The sequence below is a fragment of the Streptomyces sp. NPDC001832 genome (genome assembly GCF_040297265.1).
In the GTDB taxonomy this organism is placed as follows: Bacteria; Actinomycetota; Actinomycetes; order Streptomycetales; family Streptomycetaceae; genus Streptomyces.
Window position 1 is genome coordinate 68,814 of sequence record NZ_JBEOYU010000025.1, and the last position, 14,162, is coordinate 82,975.

Annotated in this window: 10 protein-coding genes; 6 read left to right on the forward strand and 4 right to left on the reverse strand. The window is 66.7% G+C overall.

The window, feature by feature from the left end; all coding sequences use genetic code 11:
* Window positions 1-4: 4 nt before the first annotated feature.
* From ABT115_RS20150 to ABT115_RS20160, 3 genes are all read right to left on the reverse strand, one after another.
* Window positions 5-643: a hypothetical protein gene (locus tag ABT115_RS20150; RefSeq protein ID WP_351791447.1), complete on the reverse strand. Its 639-nt coding sequence runs from the start codon at window positions 641-643 to the stop codon at window positions 5-7.
* Between the two features lie 376 nt (window positions 644-1,019).
* Window positions 1,020-2,213, reverse strand: coding sequence for a GDSL-type esterase/lipase family protein (locus tag ABT115_RS20155; RefSeq protein ID WP_351791450.1), 1,194 nt, complete (start codon window positions 2,211-2,213; stop codon window positions 1,020-1,022).
* Window positions 2,214-2,291: 78 nt separating this feature from the next.
* On the reverse strand, window positions 2,292-2,861 hold the full coding sequence (locus ABT115_RS20160; RefSeq protein WP_351791452.1) for a TetR/AcrR family transcriptional regulator: 570 nt from the start codon (window positions 2,859-2,861) through the stop codon (window positions 2,292-2,294).
* A gap of 245 nt (window positions 2,862-3,106) precedes the next feature.
* On the opposite strand from ABT115_RS20160, the gene ABT115_RS20165 reads away from it, so the two are divergent.
* Together ABT115_RS20165 and pglW are read left to right on the forward strand one after the other, a co-directional pair.
* A complete protein-coding gene (locus ABT115_RS20165) occupies window positions 3,107-3,538 on the forward strand; it encodes a GNAT family N-acetyltransferase (protein ID WP_351791455.1) in 432 nt (143 codons plus the stop codon).
* 312 nt (window positions 3,539-3,850) lie between these two features.
* On the forward strand, window positions 3,851-8,269 hold the full coding sequence (gene pglW / locus ABT115_RS20170; protein WP_351791457.1) for a BREX system serine/threonine kinase PglW: 4,419 nt from the start codon (window positions 3,851-3,853) through the stop codon (window positions 8,267-8,269).
* Window positions 8,270-8,304: 35 nt separating this feature from the next.
* Here pglW and ABT115_RS20175 read toward each other — a convergent pair whose 3' ends face one another.
* Window positions 8,305-10,494, reverse strand: coding sequence for an NACHT domain-containing protein (locus ABT115_RS20175; RefSeq protein ID WP_351791460.1), 2,190 nt, complete (start codon window positions 10,492-10,494; stop codon window positions 8,305-8,307).
* A 500-nt stretch (window positions 10,495-10,994) separates the two neighbouring features.
* Between ABT115_RS20175 and ABT115_RS20180 the strand changes: the two genes are divergently transcribed.
* The 4 genes from ABT115_RS20180 (at window position 10,995) to ABT115_RS20195 (ending at window position 13,777) form a co-directional block, all read left to right on the forward strand.
* A complete protein-coding gene (locus tag ABT115_RS20180) occupies window positions 10,995-12,632 on the forward strand; it encodes an AbeC-like domain-containing protein (RefSeq protein WP_351791462.1) in 1,638 nt (545 codons plus the stop codon).
* Window positions 12,629-13,078, forward strand: a complete 450-nt coding sequence (locus ABT115_RS20185) for a hypothetical protein (protein ID WP_351791465.1) — start codon at window positions 12,629-12,631, stop codon at window positions 13,076-13,078. The genes ABT115_RS20180 and ABT115_RS20185 overlap by 4 nt, the downstream gene beginning before the upstream one ends.
* 31 nt (window positions 13,079-13,109) lie before the next feature.
* The gene (locus ABT115_RS20190; protein WP_351791467.1) at window positions 13,110-13,379 is read left to right on the forward strand and encodes a hypothetical protein; all 270 of its coding nucleotides are present in this window, start codon (window positions 13,110-13,112) and stop codon (window positions 13,377-13,379) included.
* 119 nt (window positions 13,380-13,498) lie between these two features.
* Window positions 13,499-13,777, forward strand: a complete 279-nt coding sequence (locus ABT115_RS20195) for a hypothetical protein (RefSeq protein ID WP_351791470.1) — start codon at window positions 13,499-13,501, stop codon at window positions 13,775-13,777.
* Window positions 13,778-14,162 lie beyond the last annotated feature (385 nt).

Here is a 14,162-nt window from a genome sequence, read left to right on the forward strand (position 1 = left end):
TTGCTCAGGCAGTCGCTTCACCTCTGATGCTGACGATACGATCGGGCCGGCCGAGCCCGCTGGTCTGGATCCAACCCCGACCGTGTACGTGGCCGGCATCGATCAGGCCCTCTGCTTGCCCCGACGGAGCCAGCGTCTGGTTATAGCTCTGGACCAGCCCCTCCTCGGTGTCCGCGAACAAGTAGCGGGTCGCGTAGACCTGGCCGCTGTGTTCCCACTCGTGGCGAACAATCGGCTTCCGCAAGAGGCTCTCGAACCATGTGGCGGTGCGTTCAGCCAGTTCCTGCGGTGACCCGACCGCCTCCATCGCCAGGCTCGTCGGCTGGTCCGGGAGGAAGTAGAGCTGATTGTGGAGGCGGTCGCCGCGGACGCTGGAACCAACCAGGTGCACACCGATATCGACCAGCGACACCCTGCGGTGCTTGTCGCTCAGCCCCACGAAGGCCAGGAGTGATGAATCGTCCTCGGGACGACCGACCCAGCTATGGGCATAAGGGACATCCCATGAGCTGGCCTGCTCGCGGAGAGCTGTCGCGAAGGCGAGCTCGGCAGCATCGAAGCCGAACTCATCGTCAGGGTCATCTATCTCGAACCACGGATTCCCAAGCACGGTGATCACAGTAGGACAGGCGGTCGACAGCATTCACCCGGTGCTGGGAAACGATCACGCGGGAAACGGGAAGCGATCTACGGACGTCCTCTGTCAGCACTGATCAGAGCTACTCGTGAACAGCCCACCGCACGACTGTTCTTGAGTCAGCTCGGGAGTGGTTGACGAGATCCCGCCGATCTTCACGATCGGTCGGGATCTTCGTCGTTTCAGGGACCGTTCGATGCCTGTTCGGGCTGGCAGCCTTCTCGACAAGGTTGGGCAGCCGGGGAGTTGGCATCACCGATGCCGCCGCAATTCCACGGCGGACCAGCTGGAGGTCGCGCGGGCTCTTCGGGCAGAGGTCTGGGAGGTCTTCCCCGAGCGGATGTCGGCCCCGGCAAGCCACGACCCCGCCTGTCGGTCTCCGTCACCGTGATCCTGGTCGGCTTGTCCTGGTGGCGAAGGGGCCGTCACCACCGAACGCGAGTCGCGCGAAGTTCTCGGCGATGCGGCGGTGTCCTGCGGGATCAGGGTGCACATCGTCGGGCAGCGGGAATTCGGCATAGTCCGCCTCGCCGTAAAGGCCACGGCCGTCGAGGTAGTGCAGGTTCGGGTCGTCAGCCGCCCGCTGTTCGACGATCCGGGCGAGTTCGTCGCGGATGACATTGAGCGTCAGGCGCCCGGCGGCGCGTTCGGCCGGATCGCCCGTGGCCTTGAACCGCAAGGTTCCGCCGTCGAAGTCGGGCGCGAGGGGGCCGGGAGTGTCTTCCTGGACCGGGCACAGAATGGGGGACACGACCAGCAGCGGCGTCGTCGGATGCCCCTCGCGGATGGTGTCGAGGAAGCCATGGACCGCAGGGGCGAAGGCGCGCAGGCGCATTACGTCGGTGTTGACGACATTGATGCCGATCTTGAGGCTGATCAGGTCCGCGGGGGTGTCCCGCATCGCACGGGCGGTGAACGGGTCGAGCAGCGCGCTGCCGCTGAACCCCAGGTTGATCAGCTCGACTTCGCCCTGGGCGGCGGCCAGAGCGGGCCAGATGGCGGTCGGGTGGGCGGCGTTCGAGCCGTGGCTGATGGAACTGCCGTGGTGCAGCCACACCCTGCGCCCGCTGTCCGGCCCGGGCTCGATGGGTGCGTCGGTGCGCAGGGCGATCAGCTCGGTGATCTCCGTATGCGGGAGCCAGATCTCGACATCCTTGTCACGCGCCGGCAGATCGGTGAACCGGGCGGTGCCGACAGGCCCCTCCGACAGCTCGGAGGACTGGGTGACCATGTCGGTAATCGTGCGGACGTTTCCGCCGGCCACCGTGGTCTGGGCCGCGAGACGGCCGTCGACCAGCAGGTCGTACAGGCCGTCCGCCGGGGCCGGGAAACCTTGGTAGACCCGCTTGGTGGGCAGCGTGTCCAGTCCGATGGTGGTGGCCCGGGTGCGGAAGACCAACCGCACGCCGGAGGGCTGCGCCTCGGCCACAGCCAGTTGGTTGTCAGGGATCTGTTGGCGAGCCCGGGCCGGCAGCCGATGCGGCAACAGACCGTGCGCGGTCGCTTCCACGTCGAGGTGACCGCGCAGCATATCCGCGGTGACAGGTGTGGTGATCGTGTAGTGCTTGGCGTTCATTGCCTCAGCCTCGATATCGGAAATGTTCAGCAGTGCGTGGCGCAGTGGACCGCCTCCGGCGGTGCGGGGGACTGCTGGTCAGCGTGCGGCCCGGTTCCGCAACAGAGTGTCGAGGGAATCCACGACCCAGGCCCAGGATTCCTGCGAGTCGACCGCGGTGTGGCTGAAGCCTCCGGCCAACTCCAGGCTGACGTAGCCGTGGAAGACGCTGCCCAGCATCCGGACCGCGTGCGTCTGGTCCGGCTCCGTCAGGTCGTAGCCGCGCAGGATCGCCCGCGTCATCTGTGCGTGCCGAACGCCGGCACTGGCGGCTGCCGTCTCGGGGTCGAGCCTGAGCCGGGCGGCGGCGTAGCGACCGGGGTGCTCCCGGGCGTAGTCGCGATAGGCGTCCGCGAAGGCGGCCAGGGCGTCCTTGCCGGCCCGCCCGGCCAGCGCGTAGGCGGCCCGGTCGGCGAGCTCCTCCAGCGCGAACAGGGCGATCCTCGTCTTGAGGTCCTGCGAGTTCTTCACGTGCGAGTACAGACTTGCGACCTTGACGTCGAACCGCCGGGCGAGCGCCGAGACGGTCACCTGGTCGAAGCCGACCTCGTCGGCCAGTTCCGCCCCCGCCCGGGTCAGACGCTCCGGGGTCAGCCCTGCTCGAACCATAACCTTCCTCTCATTTGGCGACAGCCATTATGCATTTACCTAACACCCTTAGGCAACCGGGATCAGCAAGCACGCCCGGGCGCTCGACTACGACGGCGTCGTGCTCTTCCTCGACGAGCTGATCCTCTGGCCCGGATGATGCCGGACCGGACCTGGGTCAACCTGAGCCGTTTCGCATGGCCGAGGTGAGTGCTGGACGAGCTAATCGGTGGCTCCGGGGCGCCCTGGTCTGCTTATATGCGGCCATGAGCACTGATCTCCCAGTCGGCTACGGCATATCCGCTGACGCGGCCCGTCTCGACCGTGCGGTCATCCACCAGTGGCTTTCCGAAGATTCGTACTGGGCCCTGGGCCGGTCCCGGGAGAAACAGGACGCAGCCATGGCCAACTCACTGAACTTCGGGGTGTACGAGAGTGCCACCGGCGTTCAGGTCGGTTACGCCCGCGTGGTCACCGACAAGGCCACGTTCGCGTGGCTGTGCGACGTCTACATCGCTCGCGGGAGCCGGGGGAAGGGCCTGGGGAACGCCCTGGTCACTGCCGTCTGCGAGCATCTCGCGCCCTATGGACTGCGCCGCGTGCTGCTGGCCACCGCGGACGCACACGCGATCTATGCCAAGGTGGGCTTCGCGTCACTGGAGAAACCGGAGAAGTGGATGACACTCGGCGAACAGTAAGGGCCGAAACCGGTGATGCAGCCTGCCTCGCGGCGGTGGCCGGAACTCACGAACTTCGGGGCGTCGCGGGAGTCGGCGGATTTGCCGCGTCGCAGCCGCACTTGCATCTTGGAAGTGCCTTGCCGGTCGCGGCACTAGGATGCGGTCGGGGATGCGGTCGGGGGAGTGGAGCAGGGGCAGTGGCGGCAACCGTGTGACGGGGGGCGGCGCCGACAGGCGAGAGAGAGCACATCCTGCGCCCTGTCGAAGGCCGCTGACCCCGCGTCCCCTTGTCCGTACCCTGCCCATGCCGACACTCCTGGAGGTCTCCCGGTGACGTCAGCCGCGCGGCCGTCCGCCCCGAAGCCCGGCCCTCCTCCGCACCAGGAGCGCTGGTTCCAGCCGCGCCGTTCAGGTTACGGATGGGAGCAGGAGGGGCTCGACCATGTGCGCGAGCTGATGCCCCAGGTCGAGCCGCACCGGGCGTGGGCCACGTTCCAGTTCACCGGCGCCTCAGGACGGGTCAACGAGTGCGACCTGCTGATCGCGGTGCCGGGCGGCTTGTACCTGCTGGAGCTGAAGGGTCACCCGGGCAGGGTGGTGAATCACGGTGACACCTGGCAGTTCCACGACAAGCGGGTACGCACCCTCAAGAACCCCCTGCACCTCACCGACCTCAAGGCCAAGGAGCTCAAGGAGCAGCTCACTCGCGCGGCGCGTGCCCTGAACGAGGACCCGAGGCTGGTCCCCTTCATCAAACCGGCGGTCTTCCTGCACGACGCCGACCTGGTGAGCGATCTCGACGAGTTCCAGCGCACCGCCGTCTACGGGCGCAACGACGGCGTCAGCGGACTTCCGGGGATCTGGGACGAGCTGCTGGGCCTGCCGCCCGAGCGTGAGAGCCGGCGCATCACGCCACGGACCGGTCTATTGCTGGAAAAGCTGATGAAGCACATCGGCGTCAGCCACTCCATGGCTCACCTGCGCTTCGGCAGCGACTGGCGTCTGGAGCCGCGCGCCCTGGACGCGGGCCCCGGCTGGGAGGACCGGCTCGCGACCCGAGACGACGGCCTGGTCAAGGAGAGCGGCCGGGTGAGGATCTACCTGGCCGGCCAGGCTGCCTCGACGCAGCAGCGCGACGCGGTGGACCGGGCGGCTCGCCGCGAGTACCAGGTACTGCAGGGCATCAACCACCGCGGCATCGTGCAGGCCGTGCAGATCCGGGAGCATGCGGGCGGCCCGGCGATTCTCTTCCGTCACCGCGCCTCGGACCTGCGCCTCGACGCCTACCTCGACGCGTACGGCAGTCGGCTGACGCCCAAGGACCGACTGGACATGGTGCGCCAGCTCGCCGAGGCGGTGCGCTACGCGCACAACCGGTCCCTGTACCACCGTGCCCTCTCGGCCCGTTCGGTGTACGTCTCGGCCGAGGAGGACGGCAGCGATCCCGTCATCAGGGTCGCGGACTGGCAGACGGCGGCACGTGACTTCCGGACGACACTGCACCGCTCCCTCGGTGACAGCCCGCTGGACTCCGGCCTGATCGCGGATGTCGCACAGGTCTATCTCGCCCCCGAGTCCGGCCAGGAGTTCGCCGACCCGGTGGATCTCGACGTGTTCGGTCTGGGCAGCCTGGCGTATCTGCTGCTGACCGGCCGCCCGCCCGCCGAGCGGCGCAGCGCGCTGGTGGACCGGCTGGCAGGCGAGGGCGGACTGCACCCGTACGCGGTCGCCGACGGAGTGTCCGCAGCTCTCGACGAGCTGGTGTTCCAGGCAACCGCGGCGGACGTACGCCACCGGCCGGTATCGGCCGACGAGTTCCTGCGGTTGCTGGACGCGGCCGAGGCCGATGCGGCTACCCCCGAACCGGCGGGTGCGCCGGTCGCGGACCCGTTGACGGTACAGCCCGGGCAGCCGCTGGACGGCACCTGGACGGTCACCCGGGTTCTCGGTACCGGCGCCACGGCCCGCGCGCTGCTCGTGCGCCGGACCGGGGACGATCCCGAGGGGCCGGCGGACTCCCCGCGGGTCTTCAAGGTCGCCCTCGACCACGAGAAGGACGCACGCCTGTACGCAGAGGCCGCGGCCCTGAAGGAGGTCGGCGGCGGACAGATCGTCAAGTTGCTGGCGGACCCCCGGGAGCTCGGCGGCCGCACGGTGCTGGAGATCGAGTACGCGGGGGGTTTCCGCCCTGCCGTCGACCGGGACCCGGTCAGTCTCGGTTCACGTCTGCGCGGTGAGGGCCGGCTGGGCTACGACCAGCTGGAGCGCTTCGGCAACGACCTCTTCGCCGCCCTGGATGCCCTGGCCGCCCGGGGGGTGCGCCACCGTGACATCAAACCGGACAACCTGGGGCTGTTTAGGCGCAGTGACGGCTCCTGGCAACTGATGCTGTTCGACTTCTCCCTGGCCGACGCACCGGACAGGGACGTCCAGGCGGGTACGCGCGGCTACCTCGACCCGTTCCTGGGCGGCAGCCGCCGCGCCCGCTACGACGACCACGCCGAGTGGTACGCCGCCGCGGTCACCCTGCACGAGATGGCGTCCGGCGAACGCCCGGTGTGGGGCGACGGCGCGATCGACCCGCTGACGGTCACGAAGGCCAAGCTGTACGTCGCTGCCGAGCTGTTCGACCAGGCGCTGAGCGAAGGGCTCACCCAGTTCTTCGAGCGGGCCCTGCACCGTGATGCCGAACAGCGTTACGACAGCCTGCGCGACATGCAGGAGGCGTGGCGGCGGCTGTTCCGTACGGCGGACTCGGCGCGTCCGGCGACCACGCCTGCCACGGTCGGGATGACCACCGAGGACATCGAGGACGCCCGTGAGCAGGCTGCGGCGGTCGCCGATCTGAAGACACCGCTGGAGGCGGCGGGGCTGTCGCCGCGGGCCGTGTCCGTCGCCGCGTCCCTCGGCGCCTCGACGGTCGGGGCGCTGCTCGATGTCCCTCCGCACACGATCTCGCGCGCGCGTGGCGCCGGGAACGCGATCCGCAAGGAGCTCAACCGCCGCCACCGCCAGTGGTCGCACGATCTGCGCAAGCGTCCCGAGCCCCGCGGACCGGTGGCGATCGCGATGGACGCCCCCGAGGAGGCGCTGGAGTCGGTGGAGACGCTGGCCGCGCGGCTCATGCCTCCGGAGAACCAGGGGCGCCGTACGAAGCCGCGTCCCGATGTCGTACGCGCCACCCTCCAACTGCCGGGCGGTGCCGACCTGGGGGACTGGCCGGCGCAGACCGCCATCGCCAAGGCGCTCGACATCAGCCAGAACACGGTTTCCACGCACCAGCTGGCCGCGGTCGAACGCTGGGCGGGTCTGCCGTGGATGGACCGGATCCGGGACGAGCTGGCGGCGATACTCTCCGAGCAGGGCAGAGTGATGACCGCCGTGGAGCTGGCGGACGAGCTGCGCGTCCGGCACGGGGCGGGTGATGGCGATGCGGCCGATACGCCGGCCCGGTCGCTGGCCGTGGTCCGCGCGGCGGTGGACACGGAGGCCCGCAAGCGGGACGAGGACGCCGGCTCCGAGCCTCCGGCCCGACTGGCCATGCTGCGGCGCGACGGTCGCGTGCTGCTGGCGCTGGAGGACCAGCCCGGCGCGGACGAGCCGACACCCGCCGAACTCGCCGACTACGCCGCGGCACTGGGCGTCGTGGCGGCCAAGGTCGCTGTCCGCGATCCGCTGCCCGGCCGGGTGACGGTGCTGCGGGAACTCCGCGCGATCGGTGCACCGGAGGGCATGATCCCGCTGGCCGACACCCGGCTCGTCGACCTGGCCGCTGCCATGGCACGGGGCGTCGGTGTCTCCCCGCGACTGGAGCTCTACCCGCTGGGCCTGGACCTGGTGCAGGCGCTGCGCATCTCGCAGGCCGCCGCGGGGGTGCGGCCCGACACCGGGATCGGCACCGATGACCTGCTGGCCCGGGTCCGTGCCCGTTTCCCCACGCTGGCGGTGCTCGCCGACACCACGTACGTGGAGTTGGAAGAGGCCCTGGGCCAGGCCGGCTTCCCGCTCGCCTACGAGCAGCAGCGCAAGCGTTTCCTGCCGCGTGCCCGGGAAGCCGTCACCTGGCATACCGAGCAGACGGTGTCCGGGTTGGCCAGTACGCGGACGCTGATCGAGGACGCGCAGAGCGAACTGGCGCTCGGCCGCGATCCCCGGCGGGTCCGGGCCGCCCGCCTCCAGGCGGCCCGCCGACGGGGCGGATTCGTCGCTCTCACGATCAAGGGCCCCGAACTCCCCGGTGTGGCCGAACGGTTGGCGGAGCGCTTCGATGTGACGCCTCTCGCCCTGGACGATGTCCTCCTCGCGACGCTGCGGGAGCTGGCCCAGGAGCAGCGGGCGCCCTGGCAGGCGTTGCTGAAGGCGGATGCCGCGTTCGCGGCCTCGGGGACCATCGGCGCGGGCCTCGCTTCCTACGCGCGGCTTGCGTTGGAGCGTGTCGTGGCCCGTGTCGCGGAGCTGGCGGCGGCCGCCGGCCCGCGCACGGTGCTTCTCGCTCACCGGGCCGGGCTGGTCGCCCGCTACTGGGAGGTGGGGGGACGGGAGTTGCTGGTCGCGTTGCAGAACGCCGCCGGACGCCCCGCTGACGCCCCGCACGGCCTGTGGCTCCTCGTCCCCATGGAGGATCCCGAGGCCTCGCCCGCCCTGGACGGCCGCACGGTGGATGTGGTGGACCGGGCGACCGGGTGGGTGGTGCTCGACGGGCTGTTCCTGAAGGAGCTGAAGTCGGGGGCGTGGGAGCAGGCGGGCTGACAGGTCCGCCGCTCCCGCAACGTCGCCGCAACCCCTTAGACGTCTGAGGGCTCCGCGATGCCGAGCCGCTGCCTTGCGGAGGGGGAAAGGCCATCCTTGACAAGACTGGCGTTCGACCACCGGACTGAAAGATCGCACGTCTTGTCGTCCAACCTGCGCAGGGCGATATCGACCCGTTGGTCATCCATTCTGACGGCTCGGGGCAGCGGAACCTTCCTAGCCAGGGGATCGGGGTTCGATGCGTCGCTGTGGACGACAAAAGCCGGCAGGGCGAGATCGCCCAGCGACAGTGTCACTTTGACGGAGGCGCCTGAGCATCCGTGGGCGACGATGGAGCCACCCAAGCCCACGAAGGAAGCTTCTCTTGGGGCTTCCACAGCCAGAGTCGTTTCCCGTACGGAACCCTGCCGGAGTGTCCAATCCAGGGACCTGATGACGGGCTTTTTGCACCCCGGGGTACTCATATCGCAGCCCGGAGACAAGTGGACCGCGGGCCTGGTCCCGGAACGGTATGAAAGTGGAGCTTCGTTGGAGCCCGCAAAAATTCCGACGACAAAGTAGAGTCCCACCATCACGAGTCCGATCTGCGCCCCGCTGGGCACCAGAGGCAAGAGGAGTTTCCAATGACTCTTGCCGCCCCATGTGCGGCGCACCGATCGGGGGGATTCCCAGTTTTCCCTGGTCAACTGCATCTGGAGTCGGGCGTGGCGGAATTGGTAGGCCGCTCCACTCTGACGCAGCACTCCAAGAGCATGCGCGTCATCGAGGAACCTCAGGAGCGACCACGGCAGTCGACGCGTCAACCAGAACCAGGTGCGCGACACATGGTACGAACCCCAGGTGGATCCAAGGAGTGTGGCAAGGCCGATCGCGCTTCCGGCGAGGAGCCCGTGACGCCAGGCCTGTGCTGCTCCCGCATCCAGCACGAAGATCAGCAGCAATGCGACCACCCCGGTTGCGCCGCCGGCCGAGATGAGACCGGCGAGCAGGCCGATGCCTGCATATTGGTGGAGGGCGCTCTTCGGATCGTGGAAAGCGTCCTCTGCAATGTATGCCTGCCGAAGTTCTCTCCTCACCAGAGCGTGTGATGCATAGCCCGCAGCCCCGGTGACGAAGCCGGAGGAAATTCCAAGGAATGGCCCATACAATATGAAGAACAACCAGCCGCAGAAGCAGCCGTAGGCGGAACCCACCAGCGGTCCGGTGATCCTGGAATCGATCTGCCACCATGCGAAGTCGAACGTCCGGTCCCGCCGCATTTGTTGTGCGACGGTGGTGAGGTAGCGGCGTGCGGAATCGACCTGGTATCGGGATCGGATGCCGGACGGCTCGGCGTACACCGTGTGCAGGTAGCTTTCGAGAAGGTGCGACTCGATCGCCGCCCGCGTCGGGAATCGTTTCGGTTCCAGAAGGTCGCGAGGATCGTTCTGGATCATCCGGTAGGTGGTCAGCGCCAAATACAGCATGAGAGGGGAGGAGAACGCCTTGGCCAAACGTGAATTCGGATATTTTCGCAAGAAGTTGGCAACGGGGACCCAGCGGTCGTCGCCGGCTACCGTCGAGTCCTCCAGGTAGGTGATCGCCTGCTCGGGCGTGACCGCTTCGAGCTCCACCGCGATGGCTCGGGTGAGGTGGATTCCCGTGCGCGTGATGCTCTCGTACTCCGATGCACGGCAGGTCACCAGCGCCCAGAGACCATCGGCGATGGCTGCGTCGATTTCCTCTACGGCCTTGGCGTGCAATGTCTGCGGTAACTCGTCCAAGCCATCCAGTACCAACATGACCCGGCGCTCCTGGATGAGCCGCGTCGCGATGTCTTTCCCGAACCGCCGCTCATCCGCGAGGTCCGGACAGAGCATCGTGATGCTGCGCGTGATCCACGTCAGCAGCTTGATGGTCGGCCGCCAGGACGACAGGGGCAGCAGGACCGGTACGGGCTCACCGGGACGCGTCGACTGGAGGAAGTCCCAGGCCAAGAGCATGGAGAGGACGCTTTTGCCCGCACCAGGCGAACCCAGGACGACCAGTTGATGCTCTTTCAGCCTGCGGAGAAAGTCGGATATACCAGCGAGATCGCCCCCTCTCTGCGGCAGAGTCGTAGCCTCCCGAGCCGCCCTGCGCGACTGGACCTGGCGTTCGGTGAGCGACCAGCCAACCTGAATGGGTTGACGCTGCTTCAGCCTCCGCCGTGCGATCTCTGTCCCCAGACGGGCCCGCACGGCCATACGCAGTCTGTGCGCCGCCCGGTTCAGATCCCCGGCCGTCGAGCGGCCACTTTCTTGGATCACGTCAGTGAGCCATGAATCGTCGTGTTTCTGACTTCCTGCTTGAATCTGCGACGCATGCGCCCCCCCCGGTGTGCAGACTTGGAGTTGTCATGTTACGTACACCACCGGGGGTTGAGCCAGTGTCTCAAGCCGCAAGGGCAGCGGACCGATCGCACGATGCTGACGGGTGGGCGACTTGATCAGGCAGAAGGTGGCAGACTGACGGCACATCGAAACTCCGTTGAGCGAAGGCGACTTGGCAAGGTCACCTGCACAACGGACCTTTGTTGCGTACGTCGCGCGCCCACCGAACATCGTCACACCGCAGTGACCTGCGCCCCTACAAGATCACCCCGACTTTGAAATCGCCCTGGTTCTGGAATCCGTGACGATACGCGACCACGGAGCAGCCGATGGTCCGCCGAACGAGGGTAACGGTTCGGATAAGGCAAGTAGAGATGACGGTAAGTCAGCGCGTGCGTCGTGGTCGAATTCGAGGAGGAAAAAATCTTCCTAAGGACAAGAGGGCAGAGACGATGGCGGGTTCCGCCGACCGCAACGCACACCGAAGAGACGCCACGTTCGAGGCGGCAGTCGGTGGCGAAGGCACCACCACGGAGGCAACCACGGGCCCGTTGCTGCCCGGCCCTCGAGCCGGCCCGAGCGGCAATCAACCGCAGGACCGTGACCCAGATCTGACCAGGTATCTGTGCGCGACCGCCTACCTGAAACACCGGTACGCCAATTCACTCATCAGAAAGATTGCCGCCGATCCCCACGTGGCTGTCGCTCCCGCGCCGGCATGCGACGTGCCCGTGGTACTGCGCCACGCCTACCGGGCCAACGCCCGCCGCCACTACCGGGACCTTGTGCTTTGCGTCTTTCTCCTGTTCATCATCGCCTTGCAGGTGGCAGGCAGGCATGACCTGACAGCGCTGCCGCTCCTCCTGTCGTGGGTGGTGGTGATGTGCTACGACCTTTCGACGCGGTACGGCGTTCTGAAGAAATTCCGCCGCGACACCTTCCGCCCTGAGGACGCCCCCGTCCCACCAAACGACAAAATCAAACAGAGGCTCGACGACATCGGTGCTTACGCCGACGGAAACATGACGGTGTACAGCGGCTATTCACCGTTCATCGGTTTCGGTACCGAGGTCGAGTCGTGGCTCTTGAACTTCGACACCACTGTCCGAGATGACAGTGTCACGAACCAGGCTGCCACAGCGGCGCGAGATGTGGATGTGGCGGAGCTCTACGCCAATGTCGCCGAGCACGTCGGCACGGTGGGCCTGCCGGGCCTGCAGATCGAGGAACGACTCTTTGTCGACGGTTCGGCCCTGGACGACAACAGGTCCCTACTGTCGGAACGAGACCGTCCGGTACCCGGTATCGCACCTGAGCTCATGGATGAGCTGAAGCGGGAACCCAAGCGCGACGCCAGACCCTACCTTGCTGTGCACTGCGCCGGCTGGGAAGGGGAGTTGGTCGCTTCGTTCTTCCTGCGTTTCGTCATCTCCGGGTCGACCCTGTTCGTCGAAGCCGTACAGACGGTGTTACTCCCACTGAGCGACCGCTACCGGGGTGTCGACAATGTCGGCCTCCACCCAACCCTGCGGTTCCTCGCTGGGCGAATCCTGGAGACACCGTTCAGCACAATCTTGCTGCTCCTGGCCGCACCGGTGCGCGCAGTCATCGGATTCGATCCCGACTTCCCCGTGTCCTGGCGCGTGCGCCTCCGGAAACGACGCATCAACTACCTGGGGACATTCGACTACGGGGCGCGGATGAGCGCTCGCCCGCAGTCCGCGGATGACGAATTCCGGAATCACTTTCAAGCAACAGACGGTTACAGATTTCTTAAGTCCATCGAAAGGCGTGCCTTGGATGCTCTCATCAAATTTGCCGAGGAGCACGGAATGGACACGCGCGACCTGAAGACGCAGCACGACGCCATCGTGAACAATGGCATCATTGCCACCGGAAGTGCTCGCGTGGAATCCAACTCGGTAGCCTCGGGAACCCGGGCCAGGATCGGTGGGCGTGTCCGTGGGAAATCCGGCACGGCTAAGAGGGTCCGCTCAACGGTCGGCCTGTGAGTATCCGCAGGGAAATGAGGCATCCAGCGTTGGCTCGAGCCGAAGAGAGAGTAGGAAATGGTATGAATATCCAAGGCAACAACGGGATCATCGCAATGGGCGGTTCCAACGCCGTCGGCAACGCCGTCGCCAGCGGCAGCAACGCTCGTGCCGAGGTCCGCGACAGCGGTCAGACGCTGGCGCCTACGGACCGGGCGAATCCGCTCTCGCCGCAGGAGATCAGTGACCTGCTTGCCCAACTGGTCGATGAACTCGGTCGATCCGATCACCCGGAGCGTGCCGACCTCATCGAATGTGCACAGGACGCACAGGAGGAAGTCGTCGCTGAGACACCTCGTAAAGGGAAGCTCAGGGTGATGGCCAGGAACATTGCCGAATCGGTATCCGATTTCGTCGCCCTGGTACCCCTGGCGGCAGCAATCAATGAGGCAGTCGGTGAGCTCTGAGCGGCTCACCCAAGCTGGATCACGGACAAGGATGGTTTACATACCCGTCGGCGCGACCATCCTCCCTGCCTGGTTGATCTGCCTGCTCGCCACCGTGATCACCATGGAAACCCTGGTTGCCGTCTCTGCGTTCAATGTCAATCCGTCTTCCGACAGGTCCAGGAGTGTCATCCAGAACTACGTAAAAATTAACAAGCCAGCTCGTTCCGTCGTCGACTCCTGGGTATTCGACGAACTCAAATGTCTGTCAGATCCGGGTAAGATTCTGGATTGCCTCTTTTGGGATTCTCCAAGCCAATGATCAGCCCCTCGATTCTCCAGCGCGGCCGTGACCTGGCGGACGATGCCCGGATATGAGGCGAGCACCCGCGTGATCCGCGGGGCGTTCGATATCGGCTGGCCACGCTGCTTGCGATCGGGGTGTGCGCGATGACGGCGGCCGGGCACAACTCCCTGGTTGCGATCGCGGAATGGGCCCGTCGGTGCGATCAGGAGGTGCTGGCCCGTCTGGGCTGCCCGTTCGATCCGCTCGCCGGCAGGTATCGGGCTCCAGGCGAGCGGACCTTGCGGGACGCCTTCGCCAAAGTGGATCCTGGCGCGCTGACCGCCGCGGGTTTCGCCCGGCCTCACCGCGCCGGCGTCGCCCGCCACCAGACCGCTGAGCCCCGACGGCGTCCCCGAACGCGAACAGCGCCGTGACGATCTCCTCCTCACGACACTGCGGGAGCCGGCCCAGGAGGATGCCAATTTTGGAAACGGTTGATGAGGCGCAGTGTAATCATGTCGCAAGCCGGCGGACGACGATCCAGTACTCGTCGTCCTCCTCGGAAACCGCGAACAGGCATTTTCCGTCTGCTGACAAGCTCAGGAACTCGGGTGAACCAGTTGCTGCGGTGATGCGGGAGGGGAGGTTTACTCCGTTGGTGTCTCTCACCCGAACCCAGCCGATAGAGGCGCCCCCGCCTCCAGGTGGCAGGATAATGAATTCACCGGATCCTGAAGGATCGAGTCGACCGGAAGTCTGAATTTGCCATTGGTGGTCGACCTCGCTGAGGGCGGAGGGTCGCGCCTGTGCAATGGTATG